The organism is Saezia sanguinis, assembly GCF_003991585.1.
GTDB classification, from domain to species: Bacteria; Pseudomonadota; Gammaproteobacteria; order Burkholderiales; family Burkholderiaceae_C; genus Saezia; species Saezia sanguinis.
In genome coordinates this window covers 501932-520712 of the sequence record NZ_PQSP01000002.1, presented here as the reverse complement: position 1 = coordinate 520712, position 18781 = coordinate 501932, and the positions used below count along the sequence as shown (strand labels likewise).

At 54.1% G+C, this 18781-nt stretch carries 17 protein-coding genes; 2 read left to right on the top strand and 15 right to left on the bottom strand.

Annotated elements, in window-relative coordinates; genetic code table 11:
- Positions 1-11 precede the first annotated feature (11 nt).
- The 14 genes from hflX to CUZ56_RS06295 all read right to left on the bottom strand — a co-directional run bounded on the left by hflX (position 12) and on the right by CUZ56_RS06295 (position 14633).
- The gene (hflX, locus tag CUZ56_RS06360) at positions 12-1235 is read right to left on the bottom strand and encodes a GTPase HflX (protein WP_126979347.1); all 1224 of its coding nucleotides are present in this window, start codon (positions 1233-1235) and stop codon (positions 12-14) included.
- Between the two features lie 99 nt (positions 1236-1334).
- The gene (gene hfq / locus CUZ56_RS06355) at positions 1335-1604 is read right to left on the bottom strand and encodes an RNA chaperone Hfq (RefSeq protein ID WP_126979345.1); all 270 of its coding nucleotides are present in this window, start codon (positions 1602-1604) and stop codon (positions 1335-1337) included.
- Positions 1605-1676: 72 nt separating this feature from the next.
- On the bottom strand, positions 1677-3029 hold the full coding sequence (gene der / locus CUZ56_RS06350) for a ribosome biogenesis GTPase Der (protein WP_126979343.1): 1353 nt from the start codon (positions 3027-3029) through the stop codon (positions 1677-1679).
- A 35-nt stretch (positions 3030-3064) separates the two neighbouring features.
- A complete protein-coding gene (gene bamB, locus CUZ56_RS06345) occupies positions 3065-4201 on the bottom strand; it encodes an outer membrane protein assembly factor BamB (protein WP_126979341.1) in 1137 nt (378 codons plus the stop codon).
- On the bottom strand, positions 4198-4881 hold the full coding sequence (locus CUZ56_RS06340) for a YfgM family protein (RefSeq protein WP_126979339.1): 684 nt from the start codon (positions 4879-4881) through the stop codon (positions 4198-4200). Before CUZ56_RS06340 ends, bamB begins: the two co-directional genes overlap by 4 nt.
- A 78-nt stretch (positions 4882-4959) precedes the next feature.
- Positions 4960-6243: a histidine--tRNA ligase gene (gene hisS / locus CUZ56_RS06335; protein ID WP_126979337.1), complete on the bottom strand. Its 1284-nt coding sequence runs from the start codon at positions 6241-6243 to the stop codon at positions 4960-4962.
- A 34-nt stretch (positions 6244-6277) separates the two neighbouring features.
- Positions 6278-7579, bottom strand: a complete 1302-nt coding sequence (ispG, locus tag CUZ56_RS06330; protein WP_126979335.1) for a flavodoxin-dependent (E)-4-hydroxy-3-methylbut-2-enyl-diphosphate synthase — start codon at positions 7577-7579, stop codon at positions 6278-6280.
- Positions 7579-8568 (bottom strand): helix-turn-helix domain-containing protein, encoded by a 990-nt coding sequence (locus CUZ56_RS06325; protein ID WP_126979333.1) that lies wholly within the window; start codon positions 8566-8568, stop codon positions 7579-7581. Before CUZ56_RS06325 ends, ispG begins: the two co-directional genes overlap by 1 nt.
- Positions 8565-9407, bottom strand: a complete 843-nt coding sequence (pilW, locus tag CUZ56_RS06320) for a type IV pilus biogenesis/stability protein PilW (protein ID WP_126979331.1) — start codon at positions 9405-9407, stop codon at positions 8565-8567. The genes CUZ56_RS06325 and pilW overlap by 4 nt, the downstream gene beginning before the upstream one ends.
- A complete protein-coding gene (gene rlmN, locus CUZ56_RS06315; protein ID WP_204250840.1) occupies positions 9400-10506 on the bottom strand; it encodes a 23S rRNA (adenine(2503)-C(2))-methyltransferase RlmN in 1107 nt (368 codons plus the stop codon). The genes pilW and rlmN overlap by 8 nt, the downstream gene beginning before the upstream one ends.
- Before the next feature lie 32 nt (positions 10507-10538).
- Positions 10539-10964, bottom strand: coding sequence for a nucleoside-diphosphate kinase (gene ndk / locus CUZ56_RS06310; RefSeq protein WP_126979327.1), 426 nt, complete (start codon positions 10962-10964; stop codon positions 10539-10541).
- Between the two features lie 88 nt (positions 10965-11052).
- Positions 11053-12798 (bottom strand): pseudouridine synthase, encoded by a 1746-nt coding sequence (locus CUZ56_RS06305; RefSeq protein ID WP_126979325.1) that lies wholly within the window; start codon positions 12796-12798, stop codon positions 11053-11055.
- A complete protein-coding gene (gene scpB, locus CUZ56_RS06300; RefSeq protein WP_126979323.1) occupies positions 12791-13483 on the bottom strand; it encodes an SMC-Scp complex subunit ScpB in 693 nt (230 codons plus the stop codon). The genes CUZ56_RS06305 and scpB overlap by 8 nt, the downstream gene beginning before the upstream one ends.
- Positions 13484-13655: 172 nt before the next feature.
- Complete coding sequence (locus CUZ56_RS06295; protein ID WP_239442126.1) at positions 13656-14633, bottom strand: RluA family pseudouridine synthase; 978 nt, start codon at positions 14631-14633, stop codon at positions 13656-13658.
- Between the two features lie 96 nt (positions 14634-14729).
- On the opposite strand from CUZ56_RS06295, the gene CUZ56_RS06290 reads away from it, so the two are divergent.
- On the top strand, positions 14730-15536 hold the full coding sequence (locus CUZ56_RS06290) for an outer membrane protein assembly factor BamD (RefSeq protein WP_239442124.1): 807 nt from the start codon (positions 14730-14732) through the stop codon (positions 15534-15536).
- Positions 15537-15619: 83 nt separating this feature from the next.
- On the opposite strand, the gene CUZ56_RS06285 is transcribed toward CUZ56_RS06290, so the two are convergent.
- Complete coding sequence (locus CUZ56_RS06285; RefSeq protein ID WP_126979319.1) at positions 15620-17620, bottom strand: ATP-dependent DNA helicase; 2001 nt, start codon at positions 17618-17620, stop codon at positions 15620-15622.
- A gap of 360 nt (positions 17621-17980) precedes the next feature.
- Here CUZ56_RS06285 and CUZ56_RS06280 point away from each other — a divergent pair, with 360 nt between their 5' ends.
- The gene (locus tag CUZ56_RS06280) at positions 17981-18772 is read left to right on the top strand and encodes a PP2C family protein-serine/threonine phosphatase (protein ID WP_239442122.1); all 792 of its coding nucleotides are present in this window, start codon (positions 17981-17983) and stop codon (positions 18770-18772) included.
- Positions 18773-18781: the final 9 nt, after the last annotated feature.

The window sequence follows — 18781 nt, the reverse complement described above, 5'->3', positions numbered from 1 at the left end:
GCTCGGGACAATTAATTTTCGTCTGAAAAATCCCGAGCATCCCGTGTTTCAAAGTGTGATTGTGCCGTATCTGACGAATTTTGTATGGAATTGTTCAAATTGTCAGGTGAATTTTCGGACATCTGCCCGTCATCAGCCTGCACAATCTGTGCAAGCGTCTGCCGCAAAACGTCCAACCCAATGCCCTGCGCTGCGCTGACAAAAACGCGCCGGCATGAAACACCATCCACTTCGTACCAGTCCAACGGCTCTCTGGGCTGGGCGGTTTCGGGCAATGCATCAATTTTGTTGAATACCAGCAACTGCGGTACATGCTGCGCGCCGATTTCTGCCAAAACCTGCTGCACCTGCTCAATCTGCTCGGCGTATTGTGCATTGCTGGCATCTACCACATGCAGCAGCAGGTCAGCCTCTGCGGCCTCCTGCAACGTCGCTTCAAAAGCTTCTACCAGACCATGCGGCAAATCACGAATAAACCCTACGGTATCGGACAGGGAGACCGATCTTTTGGCTTCATTCAGATAAAGCGAACGTACCGTTGTATCCAGTGTGGCAAACAACTGGTCTGCTGCATAAGTACGCGCTTTCACCAGCGCATTAAACAGCGTTGACTTGCCAGCGTTGGTATAACCGACCAAAGACACGCGAAACACCTCATTGCGCGCCCGTGCACGTCTTTGCGTGTTGCGCTGCTTCTTCACCTTATGCAACTGGTTTTTCAGCGCCTTGATGCGCTCATTGATCATGCGCCGGTCCAGCTCTATCTGGGTTTCCCCCGGACCGCCACGCACACCCTGACCACCCTGCTGCCGCTCCAGGTGGGTCCACATCCGCACCAGTCTGGTTGACAGATACTGCAGCCTGGCCAATTCAACCTGCAACTTCCCCTCATGACTGCGGGCACGCTGGGCAAAAATATCCAGAATCAGAAACGTACGGTCATTGACAGGCATGCCAATCCGTTTTTCCAGATTTCGCTGCTGGGCAGGGGACAACCCCTGGTCAAACAGGATTTCCGAAGCCCCCTGGGCCTGCGCGAGCATGCGGATTTCATCCACTTTGCCGGAACCGACAAAATAAGCCGCATCCGGCGCCTTGCGCTGCACGACCAACCGGCCCGCCGGATGTAATCCGGCAGACTCAGCCAGCAAAGCCAGCTCATCCAGGTCGTCTTCATTCAGGCGTTTTGCACCAAAGCCAACGCCTACCAAAAAAACGCCAGGACCGACAGACATTGCCGAAGCAGATTGCCCACGCGATGAGGCCAACGGGTGTTCAGACAAAGTTGTTAAGCTGTACTCTCAAAATGAGATACTCGGCTTTTGGCTGCCAAATCAAATCCCGCTCTGACGCTCTGCAGCACCTTCATCTGCTGCCGGAGGAGCAGACTGGAAGCTGACCGAGCGGCCTGGAACAATGGTTGATATGGCGTGCTTATAAACCATTTGTGTTACGGTGTTGCGCAGCAACACTACATACTGATCAAAAGATTCCACTTGACCTTGCAGTTTGATTCCGTTGACCAAATAAATGGATACTGGAATGTGTTCCTTACGCAGGGTGTTCAAAAATGGGTCTTGTAATAACTGCCCTTTATTGCTCACGATATTCTCCGTGTTCAAAGAAAATGATGGATTAAAAACATCACGATACCACAACTCTGCAGTTCGTGACCACTACCTCGCACCAGCCTTATCAACAAAAGGGTTGTGTGCTGAGCGAAATTCTATACGCAATGGCGTTCCCGACAGATCAAATACTGTTCTGAAACGCCCTTCCAGATAACGTTTGTAAGCATCTGTCACATGCTCCAAGGCGCTACCATGAATAATAACTACCGGCGGATTCATGCCGCCCTGGTGGGCATAACGCAGCTTTGGACGAAACCGGCCAGCCCGCTTAGGCTGCTGAAACTCCACCGCCTCATGCAAAGTACGCGTCAGTTTGGGGGTGGACAGTTTACGGAATGCGCTGCCATATGCCAGCCCAATGGCTTTCCATAACGGGCCCAGCCCCTGTCGTTTCAGTGCCGAAATACGCAACACCTGAGCAAAGCGCATAAAACCCAGACGCTGCTCAATGGAGCGGGTCACAATCTGCCGCTGGTAATCGTCAATCGCGTCCCATTTATTCACCGCCAGCACAACGGCACGGCCATTTTCCAGAATATAACCGGCAATATGCGCATCCTGGTCTGTGACCCCTTGTGTCGCATCCAGCAACAGCAGTACCACATTGGCGCTATCAATGGCCTGTAGTGTTTTCACGACAGAAAACTTTTCCACCGCCTCAAACACTTTACCTTTACGGCGCAACCCGGCGGTATCAATCAGTTCATAAGCCTGCCCCTGGCGCTCCAAAGGCACAGAAATCGCATCCCGGGTTGTACCGGCCTGGTCAAACGCCACCAGCCGTTCTTCACCCAGCCAGGTATTGATCAGGGTTGATTTGCCTACATTCGGGCGACCGGCAATGGCCAGCCGGATGGGCCGCTCTGCATCGTCATCCTCAGCCGCTTCTTCATCAACTTCAGGCAGGTTCAGCAGCGCAACGACCTCGTCAGTCAGGCTGCGTACACCCTGCCCATGCGCGGCGGCAACCGCCAAAGGTGTCCCCATACCCAGCTCATGAAATTCAGCCAGTTGCACGCCGTCATGCATGCCTTCCGATTTGTTAACAGCCAAAACGGTGGGCTTGCCCAGCGACCGCAGATAGCGCGCAATGTCATGATCCTGCCCGGTGACACCCGTGCGTGCATCCAGCACAAATACCACCACATCGGCCTCTGCCACGGCCTGCTGCGTTTGTTTGGCCATTTCGCGCACAATGCCTGAAGATGCGTCCGGCTCAAACCCGCCGGTATCCACCACGATCAGTTCATGCCCGGCGCACACGGCATCACCATAATGGCGGTCACGCGTCAGCCCCGCGAAATCGGCCACAATGGCATCTCGCGTTTTTGTGATGCGATTAAACAAGGTGGACTTGCCGACATTGGGCCGTCCGACCAGTGCGACCACAGGCTTCATACTGCTTTGCGCCTATCTGCGTTGTGCATTATCGATCAACCGGGCCTAAAGCCATAGACAGTACCATTGCGCGTCACAATGATCAGCATGTCTCCCACCGCCACAGGTGTTACAGCAACGCCGGAGCTGTTGGTTGTAAACCGACCCAGGAAGCTGCCGTCCTGACGGGAAAGCAGGTGTATGTTGCCCTGACTGTCACCAATCACCACCGAGCGCTGCCCTAAAGCCAATGGCGCGGTCAACTGGCGGTAGCGCAACTGGTCGTTATTCCATACCGTAGCACCAGTCTGCTGGTTCAGCGCCATAATCCGCCCGTCAGACTCTACGGCATAAACATTCTGGTTATCTACGGCCAGGCCCTGGTCACTGTCTGCGCTTTTGCTCCAAAGCACCGCACCGCCAGCCTGTATGCAGGCAATGGCATTCTGGTACGAGCGTGCACACAAAACATCGCCGTTACGCGCCACACCTCCCACGACATCAGCCAACCGGTCAATTTCGTTAGTACCACGCGGGTTTCCTATGGGCAGACCCCACAAAGGCGCCCCGGTATCCGGGCTCACACCATACAAATTGGCAGTCAACCCCACGATCAGGATATTCCCGTAGGCATCCAGTGCGCCATCCCGACGCAGCACCAATGAATCATTGGTATTTTGCTGCTGGCGCCATAAACCGGCACCGTTGCGGACATCATAAGCCTGAATGGAACGGTCTGTCGCATTCACAAACACGCGCCCACCAGCCACCAAAGGCGGTGTCAGCACCTGTGCCGCAACACGCTTGCGCCACAGCTCCTGTCCTCGTTCATCAAACACAACCAGATCATTATCCCGCGTGACAACTGCGGTATAACGACCATTACTGCCCACACCAGCGGTTAAACGAGCCCCGGCAGAAGCCTGCCAAATCACCTGCCCGGTACTGGCATTCAGCATCAGCACCGTGCCATCACCCCCTGCCAGGGCGACCTGTGTGCCAACCACACGCGGCACCAGCGGAAAGTCAACATCCCCCACACGCGTTGACCATACCTGCGTGGTCGTCAGAAGTGGCGTCACCACGGGCAGCGGCTCTGGTTCTGGCCGGTTACCCTTACTACTGCCAAAACACCCTGCCAGTGACAAAGCGGCACATGTTACAACAATGCTGTTCAGAAGGTACTTTTTCATGAGCGCGGCTCTCCTGCAGGAACCAGGGTTGTCACATCAACCCCTAAAACACTTAATTTATTGGCAACCATCTGTTGAGATTCCGGCAGCATCGCAAGCCCGCGGTAGGCCTGGGAATAAGCTGCTTTTGCCTCTTCGATTTTGCCTTGTGCGACATATACCATGCCGCGCTTGTCATTCACCAGTCCTGCAAACGCTTCAGGCACTTCGGTCGCCAACACGGCCAATGCCCGGTCATAGTCTTTTTGGTCCATTAAAATATCGGCAAGCCGCAATACCGCCAGCCCTTTCAGCCCCGGATCGCGGCCATGCTCTGTGACCCAGGACAGGATTTCTTTGGCTGAATCCAACTGGCCCTGGTTATACAGCAGATTGGCTGCCACCAGCGCCGACTGTGACGCATATGTGGCTCTGCCATACTGCTCCTGTATTTCAGTCACCGCCTGTTTGGCCTGATCGGCATCATTGCGCACCAAAGCCTCATTCAGTTTGTCATAAATGACTGCGGCACCGCGTGCCTGCTGGTTCTGCCAGAATTGCCAGCCCACCCAGCCAACAATCACAACCAGCAACACCACTGCCGTCAACGTGATCAGGCGACCGTATTCGGCCCAGAAGCCTTTGAGTTGCTCCAGTTGTTCTTGCTCTTCTAAATTCAGGTTTTTCAGATGTTTTGCCATGATAATGAAATGAATAAATACCTTCTATTCCTGCCTGCTCAAGACCGCGCCCGCATATGCTTTTGAATATGAGTGCACTCAGCTTAGCACCTCATGATACCAGCTTGAGGCATCATGGATGGGCCTTTGCCATTGTTTCCCCTCTCCGTCACGTAAAGCTTTGATGGTGACCTGAGCTGCTGCCAGCTCATCAGCGCCAAATATCAATGCGTAACGTGCTGCACTGGCATCCGCTTTTTTAAACTGTGACTTCATGCTGCCCCAGCCGTTTGGCGTTGCGGCATGCATTTGCACAGCAACCCCCAGCCGACGCAACTGCTCAAGCAAAGGCGAAACAACCTGCAATGCATCATTTTGGGGGATTATGACATAGACGTCCGCAGCCGGTGCAGCAGGGGCCACATCAAGCTCCTTCACCAGCTCCAGCACGCGTTCAACGCCCATGGCCCAGCCAACTGCAGGCGCCGGTTTTCCACCGATCATTTCAAACAGATAGTCATAACGCCCACCGCCACAAATCGTACCCTGGGCACCGAGCCTGGTTGTAACAAACTCAAATACCGTCAGGTTGTAATAATCCAGCCCACGAACCAAACGGGGATTGAGCTTCCACTGCACACCGTTGGCGTCCAGCAAAGACTTGACCTGATCAAAGTGTGCCATCGATGCCGGGCTCAAATAATCGATCAACTGGGGCGCTTGTGTCACCAGCTCCTGCATTGACGGATTTTTGGTATCCAGAATTCTGAGCGGATTGCTGTGCAGCCGCCTGCGGGCATCTTCGTCCAACTGATCTTGATGTGCTTCAAAATACGTGATCAGCGCTTCGCGATGCTGCCGCCGTTCATCAGGTTGCCCCAGCGAATTCAGCTCCAATTGCACATGCTCGGCAATGCCCATTTCATGCCACAAAGCCTGTGCCATCAAAATCAGTTCAACATCCAGCTCCGGGCCGGAAAAACCCACCGCTTCAGCACCTACCTGGTGAAACTGCCTGTAGCGCCCTCTCTGGGGCTTTTCATGGCGGAACATCGGGCCAATATAAAACAAGCGTTTAGGGCCATCGTACAAAGCCGAGTGTTCGCTCAGCGCACGAACCACACCGGCAGTACTTTCCGGGCGCATGCTGAGCTGATCGCCATTCATGCTGTCGGTAAAGGAATACATCTCCTTTTCGACCACGTCGGTCACCTCTCCCAGGCCACGCACAAACAGCGACGTGAATTCCAGAATCGGTGTACGGATATTGCGGTAAGCATAGCGAGCCATCAAATGACGAACCTTCTCCTCCAGCCACTCCCAGGTTGCCGAATCGGGAGGCAGAATGTCGTTCATCCCCTTGATTGCCTGTATCTGTTCCATGAATAACTCTTTAACTTATTTTAAAAATGGATGCTTACTCTTTTTCGACAGCACCGTTGCCAGCCCCATAACGCTTACATACATAATCATTGATGATGCCTAAAAAATCATCCGCAATATGCTCACCCTTCAGCAGCAGTTCCCGCTTGCCGTCGATAAATACTGGCGCGGAAGGTGCCTCGCCATTCCCCGGCAAACTGATGCCGATATCCGCATGCTGGCTCTCCCCTGGGCCGTTCACAATGCACCCCATCACGGCCACCTTCATCGACTCAACCCCTGGATATTGCATACGCCACTTAGGCATCATGGCCCGCAGATATTCATCCGTTTTCTGTGCCAGTTCCTGAAACAGCGTACTGGTGGTACGACCGCATCCGGGGCATGCCGTTACACTGGGCACATAGTGACGCAACCCCAGCGACTGTAAAATCTCCTGCGCCACAACCACTTCCTGTGTGCGCGCTTCGCCGGGCTGGGGCGTCAATGATACACGAATTGTGTCCCCGATGCCGCGCAACAGCAGCGGAGATAGCGCCGCCGTAGAAGCCACTGCGCCCCGAAATCCCATGCCAGCCTCGGTCAGCCCCAGGTGCAGGGGGTTACGACACTGCTCCGACAGCGCCTGATACACGGTGATCAGATCACAAACCTGGCTCATCTTGCAGGAGATCAGCACCTGCGCCGGATTCATCCCCAGCGCCTGTGCTGAATGCGCCGACTGCAGCGCAGATGTCACAACGGCCTGATACATGATCTGCTGCGGATCCAAAGGTGTCTGGCGCTTTGCATTTTCATCCATCAGGTCTGCCAGCAATTCCTGATCGAGACTTCCCCAATTGACGCCAATGCGAATCGGTTTATCGTATTTCAGCGCCATCTCAACCATTTGCGCAAACTGGCTGTCGTGCTTATTTCCCTTACCCACATTTCCCGGGTTGATGCGATATTTAGACAAAGCCTGTGCGCATTCAGGGTATTCTGTTAACAGTTTATGACCGTTATAGTGGAAGTCACCAATCAGGGGAACATAAACGCCCATGCGGTCCAGTTGCTCCCGAATGTAAGGCACTGCCTGTGCTGCTGCCGGCGTGTTGACGGTAATGCGCACCAGTTCAGACCCCGCGTTGGCCAGCTCTTTCACCTGAATGGCTGTGGCAATCGCGTCTTCGGTATCGGTATTGGTCATGGACTGTACGCGTATGGGCGCATCCCCGCCAATAGAGACCACACGTCCGGCCCAAGCAACCTGCGCCTGCAATGTTTGGCACTTCATCGGGACAACAGGGGCAATGATGGGAAAAGCCGGCAGATCTTTATCCGCAGAACTGGTCATTACTTCACCTCAAAGCGTGCCACATTTCCTCGGCTATAAGGCGTCAGGTCAAATGGTTTGCCCCGCACTTGGACTGTCGTTGCGCCAATAGCGCCCACAACGACATTCACCGGGGCATTTTTCAGCAATACATCCAACGTATCACCTGCGCGCAGCAGCCGCTCTGCCAATACATCACCGTTCTGGGCTGTCACCGTGATCCAGCTTTCAGCCGTTGCCGTGAAGCGAATACGGTCATCGCCACCGACAGTTGCCGCGCTGGCCTCATCGTTAAGAACGGGGCTGGGCATCACAGCGGGCGCCAACTGAGAAGCAGCACCTGTTGTTGCACTTTGTGTGTCACCATCATTCACCAGCAATGGAGACAACGCCGCATTGGGTGCCACAACCACTACGGACTCTACCGCATCTGACTGTGAAACAGGCTCTGCCAAAGGCAGTGTGGTGCTGTGTTCAATCGCAGCAGGAAGCACGACTGTCGCTGCATTCTGGCCGTCTTCCTGACCGATCACCGACAGCCAGGCATCTCGCCACTGTGCCGGCATAAAATAAAGTACCAGCAGCACTATCAGAAGAACAGCAAAAAACATCCACCACAACTTGGACCCTTTTTTACGCCCTTTTTGCGGCTTTAGCACCATGGGGCGCAAGCCTGCCGACATGTCAACACCTGCACCGATGGTGCTTTGAGGCTGCACGCCTGGCAACAGGCTCAACACCGCTGAATCATCCATCCGCAGACGTTTGCAAACCGCAATCGCCAGGCTGCGTGTAAAAGCAGTATCCGGCAGCAGATCATACTGGTCGGCTTCAAGTGCCTGCAGTTTATTGACCGGTACTTTCAGGATGGCAGCCAGCACGTCCAGATCCATCCCCTGCGCCTGGCGTGCTTCACGCAGCAGATGCCCCGCACTCGCCGCAGCAGATGGCGTATTCAATGCATCTGCTGCTGCCTGATCCGGCACCAAGTTATCTGTTTGATCGCTCACAGCGTAAAGTCGCCTCTCTCTAATGCCGCACGTTCTTTAGAGGCCGGGAAGTTTGCACGCAGCACCCGTGCCATCTGGCTCATGCGATAGGCATCACCCTGCTGGCGGGCAATCTTAATGCCCAGCCACAGCGCTGCCGAATTCAGGTTATTCAGGCCAGGCAACTGGTCAAAATAATACTTTGCGCCCTGCACATCATTGCGGTTAAACATGAAGTTGGACAATTGATACAGTGCGTATACATTGCGCGGATCCAACGATAACGCCTGATGGAACGCATTTTCTGCCTGCACCACATTGCCAGCCTCGGCATAACAGGCCCCAATTGCAGCCCAACTGCTGGCCTTGTTCGGGTAGGATGGAATCGCAATCGCCTGCTGCAAAGAAGCAATTCCTTCGGAAGTTTGCTTGTTAGAGCATAAAGCGGCACCATAGTTATGCAGGTAATCGCCATTGCTTTTATCAATAGACGCCGCCTGCCTTAAGAAAGCCAGCCCCTGCGCCTTGTCCCCCATCTGGTCATAAATCATGCCTTTGAGAGAAATGGCCTCAGGTGCATTGGGTTTGGCTTCCAATGCCTTATTCACATCATCCAACGCAACCGAATATGCACCGGCCTGGTAATACGCCACGGCCAGTTGCAACCGGGCCTCATAACGTTTCTGGTTATCAACCGGGGCACGCGTTGCCGCAGCCATATTTGTGTCCGGTATTCCCCCTGTGCCTGACAATTGCGTGGTTTCCGTGGTCACACACCCGGCCACACCGCATAACACAGCAGCAGCCGAAACACCCATCCATAACCTGGCGGAAAAGAAACTCCGCATGCCTTTACTCATGTGTTACCCTTTCTAGTTGCAATGTCACCATGCGCTCACGGACCCGGGTTCGGTCTTGCACCTCGCCAGCCAACTGACCGCAGGCAGCATTGATGTCATCACCTCGCGTTTTACGTATTGTGGTCACAATTCCTGCATTTTGCAAAATTTTCGCAAATATCTGAATCTGGGCAGTAGGGGAACGTTTTAAGCCAGAACCTGGAAACGGGTTGAATGGGATCAGATTCAGTTTGCAGCGTATGCGCCGGCTCAGCAGCGCAACCAGTTCATGTGCATGCGCTGGCGTATCATTGATACCATCGAGCATACAGTATTCAATGGTGATGAAGTCGCGTGGCGCCTTATCCAGATAACGCTGGCATGCTTCCAGCAGGTCATCAATCGGATGTTTGCGATTCAATGGCACCAATGTATCCCGCAGTGCATCATTGGGTGCATGTAAAGAAATCGCCAATGCCACCGGGCAATCCTCGCGCAGGCGGTCAATCATCCGCGACAGCCCCGAAGTTGACACCGTGACCCGCCTTCTGGAAAGGCCATAGCCATAATCATCCAGCATCACCCGCAATGCCGGTACCACGGCATGGTAATTTTGCAGCGGCTCACCCATGCCCATCATCACCACATTGGTGATCACCCGGTCTGTGCGCTGGAGATGGTCGCGCAGAAAAAACTCGGCCTGGCGCAATTGCGCCAGAATTTCTCCGGTGCTCAAATTCCGGCTGAAGCCCTGGTGGCCTGTCGAACAAAAACGGCACCCCATGGCACATCCGGCCTGGGAGGAGATGCACAGCGTACCCCGATCCGTTTCGGGAATAAACACCGCCTCAATCGCGTTGCCGGCCCCCACATCAAACAGCCATTTGACGGTACCATCTGCCGACTCATGGCATGACACCACTGGCAGAGAACCAATTTCAGCAACTTCGGCCAACTGCTGGCGAAAGCTGGCCGAAATATCCGTCATTTGTTCCCAGTCATTTTCACCGCGCTGATGAATCCAGCGCAGCAACTGCGTGGCACGGAAACGCTTTTGCCCCAGCGACTCACAAAAGTCAGCCAGTTTCTCACGGTCGAAATCAAGTAAATTGACTTTCACGATCTACGTCCATGCCACCCAAGACTACAAAATCAGCGGCTGTAAATGTTCATGCCCGGAAAGAAAAACGCCACTTCCACAGCAGCGGTTTCCGGTGCATCGGAACCGTGCACAGCGTTGGCATCAATGCTGTCGGCAAAATCAGCACGGATGGTTCCTGCTGCTGCCTTTTTAGGATCGGTGGCACCCATCAGCTCACGGTTTTTGGCAATGGCGCCTTCGCCTTCCAGCACCTGAATCATCACCGGGCCGGAGGTCATGAAATCAACCAGGTCTTTGAAAAAGGGACGCTCTTTATGCACGGCATAAAACTGACCGGCTTCCTGCGCAGACAGATGCACCATTTTGGCTGCAATGATTTTCAAGCCTGCTGTTTCAAAGCGGCCATAAATCTGCCCGATCACGTTTTTAGCCACTGCATCGGGTTTGATAATGGAAAGCGTACGTTCAATTGCCATGATTTTCCTCTGAAAATGAAATATAACTTAAATAAACTGTCTATTTTACCTGTAGTCTGGCCTTTTGACGAAAACCACAGTTGAACGCTTAATGACTTCTGCCGCCACCGCGTGAGTTGCGCCGTTTATAGCTGTTGCCAGCACCAAACCCCGCACTATTACCCCCAGCAGGTCGGCTGCGTCTGGATGCAATACCCGATGGCGTAATGAAGCGGTCATGCTCGATATAGCCCACAGAGGTTTTCATCGGATCAGGCTGATTTTTAGGGTTGCTGCGCGACCCCTGAGGAGAATTCCGCCTGCTGCTGCCCATGCCAGGCCTGCTGTTCCGCCGCTGGGAGCCTCCTCTGGCAGGCTCATTGCCCTGAATGGCGGTCATCGCCTTGCCACCCACCAGTTTGCCCAATGACTTCAACTCATCATCAGAAAGCTCAATCCAATGCCCCTGTCTCAGGTTGGACGGCAATACCATCGCGCCATAACGAATACGAATCAGGCGGCTGACGGCATGCCCAAGAGATTCAATCATGCGCCGCACTTCACGGTTACGACCTTCACAAATCACCACCCGGTACCACTGGTTGGCACCTTCGCCGCCGCCATTTTCAATGGTCTTGAACTGGGCGCGCCCGTCCTCAAGCTCAATCCCGTCCAGCAGGCGCTGCTTTTCTTCATCTGACAGCCCGCCCAATACCCGTACAGCATACTCGCGCTCAATGCTGAAACGCGGATGCATCAGCGAATTGGCCAGTTCCCCGGAATTGGTGAACAACAGCAGCCCTTCTGTATTCAGGTCAAGGCGGCCAATAGACAACCATTTCCCCTGTGACAGCTTGGGCAGTTTGCGAAATACAGTCGGGCGGCTCTGCGGGTCGTCCCTGGTCACGATTTCCCCGGCCGGTTTATGGTATGCCAAAACCCGCGCAGGCGGGGGCGCAATCTGTACCCGGATGGTTTTACCATTGACCCGGACCTGATCGCCGTACTGAATCCGCTGGCCAATATGTGCCGGCTCCCCGTTGACAGAAATCCGGCCCTCCAGAATCAGTTGTTCCATTTCCAGGCGGGACCCCATCCCGGCCTGCGCCAGCACTTTATGCAGCTTGGGGCTATCCGGCTGGGGTTGCAATACCCGTTTATTGACAGCCGCGCCCGTTTCAGCGGCACCACCCATACCATCATCAAAACGGCCGGAAACAATGTCATCAAAAGAAATATGCCCATCGTCCACCTTGGCTGCATGACGGGCCACTGGTTTTTCTCCGGCAGATAAATTATTGCCATTACGCAGATTCTTACGTCGTGTTCGGCTGACAATGGCACGCAGACCGCGTCCGCGCCGCTCAGTAGGATACCGGGGCTGCGAAGCATTGGCACCCTCTGTGCCGGCTTGCTCTCCCTCTGCGGAAACACCTGAATAGGTTACATCACCCCGCTCCGCCCCGGCTTCAGCGGCTGTATCCGGAGCTGTACCCGTATATGACAGATCCGGCATTCCCGCTACAAGATTCACAACAGGCTCTTTATAAGCAGCCGGCTTGACAGCCTCATCGGCCTGATGCGGAATTACCTCTGCTGGCGCCACAGCATCATGCAGTTGTTTCCCATCCGCAGCAGTTGCTGCTGGCCTTTGTATTTCTGCATCTGCATCTTTTTTAACCCTGGGTTTGCGTACGCGCTTTGGCTTTTCAGCCGCAGCGTCCGCTGCATCTGCTGTTGGCTGCGCAGCCTTGGTACGTCTTGTTTTGGGACGTGCTGTACTCACTGGCTGCTCAGGCAACTCATTGGATGGTTCAGCCACATCCAGGTTTCCGTCTATCTCACTGCTATTCATTATCTTTATCTAATCCTTGTTGGCTGGGACTTTCATCATCCCGAATTTCTATTTCAGTTCCATCGGACTCATCTGCAGGCACACTCTGTTCAACCTGTTGCGGCTGACTATCACCCTCGATCAGCAGGGATACCTGCACCTCCTGCATCATGGCGTCTACCTTCTGCTCCATCTGATCACTGTCCATCGCCGGCAAATCTCCAAGCGAATCCAGCCCCAAATCATCCAAAAACTGCGCCGTGGTCGCATACAGTGCCGGGCGCCCAGGTGTTTCCCGGTGCCCAATGACCTCAATCCAGCCCCGGTCTTCCAGCTGTTTCACAATTTGCGTGCTGACAACAACACCGCGAATATCTTCAATATCTCCACGCGTGACCGGCTGCTTATAAGCAATGATCGCCAGCGTTTCCAAAGTGGCCCGCGAATACCGGGGCGGTTTTTCCGGGTTGAGCTTTTCCAGATACTGCCGCATCTGCGAGCGGCTCTGAAAACGCCAACCAGAGGCCACGCATGTCAGCTCAATGCCTTTATCTGCCCACTGCTGCTGCAACTGATCCAGCATCATGCGCACACTGTCAGTACCCACCTCTTCATCAAAAAGCGCCGTGAGATCGCCCACCGTCATCGGGCGATCTGCGCAGATCAAAGCAGTTTCAAGAATGCGCACCGCATCCAAAGTATTCATGGAATTTCAACCCAGCAAACGGCAACAGCTGCCAGTATTTATTGCACTCAAGCTATTTAGATCAGATCTGAAAGAAAAGCACGTTGCATCAGCATACGCACATCCCTGATATAAGCCATATTGATCTGTAATGGATTGATCGGCTGTAAAAATATATCAGGTTTTGAAATTGTTACAGATTGTAACCAAGCCCCGCTATTCTAACAGCAAGTGAAATATCTTTTGGACATTCTTGCTCAAAATATAAACCCTGTCCGCTGACAGGATGTTGCAAGGAAAGCCGGCACGCATGCAACGCTTGTCTTGTCATATTATACGACAACTGCCCCCCGTACAACAGATCTCCAACCAAAGCGTGTCCGATAAACGCCATGTGAACCCGGATCTGGTGCGTCCGCCCGGTATGCAGCCGGCACTGTACCAGGCTAACCTGTGAATTCCCCTCAAGCAGCGTCACATCGGTCCGGGCAGGTTTACCCTGGCTGACCACCGCCATCTTCAGACGTGACTTCGGATCCCTGCCGATGGGTGCCTCAATCACACGCTCGCTGTCATGGTATGCAGCAGGCCAGCTACCGTGCGCCAAAGCCAGATATTCGCGCCGCACCTCCCTGGCTGCGATCATCCGCACCAGTGCCGTACAGGCCTCCAGAGTCCGCCCTACCAGCATCAGGCCGCTGGTATCCTTGTCAAGACGGTGCACAATCCCCGCTCTGGGTAACTGGGCGGCCTTTGAATCGTAGGCCAGCAGGCCATTGAGCAAGGTCCCGGACCAGTTCCCCGCAGCCGGATGCACAACCAGCCCGGCAGGTTTATTGATGACCAGCAAATGCGCATCTTCGTACACAATATCCAAAGGCACGGGCTCTGCCCGAAAGGCCAGTGTGTCCGGCGTGGGCCTGAGCTCGGCTTCAATCACCTGCGCAGCAGGTATGCGTGCTGCCGCCTTGCCCGCAACCTCACCATTCACCCTGACCGCACCATCGGCAATCAGCTTTTGCAGGTAGCTGCGGGAAAACTCCGGCACCATTTCCACTAAAATCCGATCCAGCCGTTGCCCGTGTTGTGCCGCGCTGACAGACTGCTTGCGGGTTTCTATCTCCTGCGCGCTTCCCTCCCCTTCATCCTCATCGGTAGACGGCGATGTCATCTTTCTTCCCGAAGTCGATATAATCATGCTAATTTCACTTACTTATCGTTGCCCATTTAAATTCACAAGGGGTTGTCTGTGCGCAGGTTTGACTTTTTGAAAAATTTCTCGTGCCGTTTGAGTTATGGCATTTCCATTACCGCACTGGCATTGCTGTTATCGGCCTGCTCTTCAACCAAAGACCAGGACGAAACGGCCGGCTGGACGCCCAACAAATTGTACTCTGAAGCCCAGAGCGCCATGATCAGCAGAGATTATGACAAGGCAATTGAGTACCTCAACAAACTTGAAGGGCGTGCCGCAGGCACCATGCTGGCACAGCAGGCACAGTTGGAAGCCGCTTATGCCATGTATAAAAACGGCGATAAGGAAGATGCCGTCACGGCCCTGGACCGTTTCATGCAACTCCACCCCAGCAGCCCGGCTTATGATTATGCGCTGTATCTGAAAGCGCTGGTCAACTTCAATGACGACCTGGGATTTTTTGGCTCCATCTCTAATCAGGATCTGTCCGAGCGTGACCAGCAGGCAGCCAAAGCATCTTTTCAAACCTTCAGCGAACTGGTAACACGTTTCCCTGACTCCAAATATGCAGCCGATGCCCGCCAGCGCATGGTCTATATTGTCAATGCGTTAGCCCAGTCCGACGTGCACATTGCACGCTACTACTATACACGCGGAGCCTATGTGGCCGCGGCCAACCGTGCGCAGGAAGCCATTCAGAGCTACCAGCAGGCCCCTGCACTGGAAGAGGCACTGTACATCCTGTACATGTCCTACGATAAACTGGGAATGCCCCAGTTGCGTGATGACGCCAAACGGGTGCTGGACCATAACTTCCCCGACAGCAGCTTCTTAACCCAGGGCTTCAGAGGCAGCAAACCCTGGTGGCAGTTGTGGTAAACAAAACACACGGCATATCTTTCCACACGCGATAAAACCAGTGGTCTGATTTAAAAAATTGTGCGGCAAAATGCCGCACAATTTCATTCACCCCCCTGTTTTCCTGCGGCAAGGTTTTCAGCATAGGCCAGAGCCTCATCCACCGAGCCAAGACGGCGCATCGGTGGCAATGCCGCCAGCAGGCGCCTGCCATACCCCATAGTCACCAGCCGGGGATCACACACCACCAGCAGGCCCTGATCTGTTTCACGGCGAATCAGGCGCCCGGCCCCCTGTTTTAGCGCCACCGCCGCTTCCGGGATGGATATCTCTGCAAAAGCGCTCCCGCCTTCACTTTCTACACGCTCGCAGCGGGCCTGTATCAATGGGTCATTCGGTGGCGGAAAAGGCAGCTTGTCGATCATCACCAGTTGCAAGTCTTCCCCTGCAACATCGATGCCCTCCCAGAATGATTGAGAGCCCACCAGCACACTGCTGGCAGCCGTATTCCGGAACAACTCCAGCAGTTCCCGCTTCGGGCGTGTTCCCTGCACCAGAACCTGAATATCCAGCCCCTGCGTTTCAAACTGCTGCTTTAAGGCCTCACCAATGATCCTGAGTGCGCGCAGGGTTGTTGTCAGCACAAATGAACGCCCCCCCAGTTTTGCAACCAGTTGCGCCGCCAGGCCGGCAACAGCTTCAAGGTGCTCAGCCTCATTGGGCTTAGGAAAACTGCGCGGCACGAACAAGGCTGCCTGCTGCGCATAGTCAAAAGGACTGTTGAACCTCCTGATATCCGCGTGCTCTATGCCCACCTGCCGTGTAAACCAGCTCAACTGCTCATCAGCCCCTAACGTGGCTGAAGTAAAAATCCATGACTGTGCCCCCTGAAAACAGCGCTCCTGCATGGCCTGCGCAATATCCAAAGGGGATTCAATCAGCCGCAGTGAAGCACCCGCCTCTATCCAGCGCACCATTTGCGCCGCTTTGGGATGGTTAAAATTATCCAGCCGCTGCTGTAACGATTGTGCACGCTCGTACAGCCGCGCCAGATCAGGAGACGTTTCCGTCACTTTTTCCAACGCCTGCTTTACTTGCAGCAGACACGCGCTGGCTTTGGCTAATGCCAACTCCCACTCCTGGGCATCGATCTGCTGTGGCACTGTTTTTTCCCACGCCATGCGCGCATTCATTGGCAGTTTGCGACACGTCAGCTTCAACTCCCGCACCGCCTGCTCGCATTCGTCACGCAGTTGGGCCCAGTTCTGCAAACCACGTGCATACATCAAACCGGCAGCAAGCATATCGCGGGAAAAATCAAGCATCTGCGATGTTGACCATGTCACCCCCAGAAACTGCAAACCCGTTTCATTGAGCTGATGCGCTTCGTCAAAAACCACCACATCCACCGTCGGCAGCAACTCCGCCACACCGGATTCACGTACCGCCAGGTCAGCAAAAAATAAGTGGTGGTTCACAACAATCACATCCGCGCCCATGGCTTCCCGTCTGGCAAGCATCAGGTGGCATTGGCGGTAATACTGGCAGTCACTGCCCAGACAGTTTTCCCGGTTGGAGGTCACCAGTGGAATCACACCGGAACGCTCGCCCAGGCCGCTCATCTCCGCCAGATCGCCGGTGCGCGTTCCCTGCGCCCATAGAATGACACGCGTCAGGTCACGCTGCTCATATGGCGTCAACGTATGCTGTTCATGCTGTGCCACATGAATCCGGTGCAGACACAGGTAGTTATTGCGGCCCTTGAGCAAAGCCGTTTTGAGTGGTAATTGCAGCGCTTTGCGCACATGTGGCAAATCGCGCCAGAACAACTGGTCCTGCAAGCCCTTAGTCGCAGTAGAAATCAATGTTTTACGACCACTGAGCAATACAGGCACCAAGTACGCAAATGTTTTACCGGTCCCGGTCCCCGCCTCCACCACCAGTTGGCTGCGTTGTGTAATGGCTTGTCCCACGGCCTGAGCAAACTCTGTTTGCAACTCGCGGCTGAGGAAATGAGGATCCGCCTGCTGCAAAACCCCACCCGTTGCAAATGCTCTGGCAATGGCGTGCTCAAACTCCGAAGAGTGTTCTTGCGGTGAGTTCATCGCCACAGAAACCCTTTTATGATCACCGGTATCAGATACAAACGTTTCCCCTCGCTGCCGCTATGCCAAATCCCACCCGATTGGGTGTCTTTTCATCAAACCCCATTTTACCCGGTAGAGAGTGTGATCCTTGAAACTCATGCCAAAATGCATCAAAATGAAGTTGCACGCCTTATAACGTGCTATGATTTAGCCGTGCAGTCAGTACAAAGTCTCACTTTCTGCATTTTTTTAAGCTGTTCTGATGATTTAAGGGGCTGTCCCCTTATACAATATAAAAAGTATTCCCTTTTTGATTGTCAAGACGCAATGGATCGGCATAATAGACTGTCTCCTGTTGAACGTGCAGAGTCACAAACTGTGCAAAACACAAAACTGACCAAATCCTTTCAGTTTCAAGGTGGATTGGGCCTGCATAAAGGCGACCGGCCCTACCAGCAAGACCAGGTTGCGCTGATTCCCCATCATTATGTTCCGGGCTGCCTGCTGGGCATTGTGGCCGACGGCATGGGCGGCAAAACCGGCGGGCGCACGGCATCCAACCAGGCCATTCAGACAGCCAGACAGTTGTTTGCGTCATATTCACCATTCCAGGACGACCCGGATCAGTTCCTGCGGCAAATCGCCAATGAAACACATGTCATTGTCGGGCTGACCTCTGTCACCTCTGAAGAAGAGCCGCATACCACCTTTGCCGCTTTCCTGGTGTTACCCAACGGGCGGGCACACATTTCGCACTGCGGTGACTCCCGGGTTTACTTGTTTGACCGTAACTCGTTGATTTATCGCACCAAAGACCATTCTTATGTACAGTCTTTGATTGATGCGGGCAAATTGACAGAAGCAGAAGCGCTGACGCACCCGAAATCCAATCTGATCACCTCCTGCCTGGGCATCTACATTGACCAGGGCCCTGTCATCTCGCAATACACCAGCCCGGTCCTCACAGACGGGTCTGTTCTGGTTGCATGCAGCGACGGCTTATGGCATGGCGTCACGACAGAAGAAATCGGATGGGTTGTTAACAAGTGCATTCCCAAAATCGCCTGCGAAAAACTGGTGAACCAGGCCTATAAGCGCTCCAATGGGCACAGCGACAATATCTCTATCGCGATTGTCCGGATCACAGACGCCTCGACGCCAGACATCTGAAACCCCACG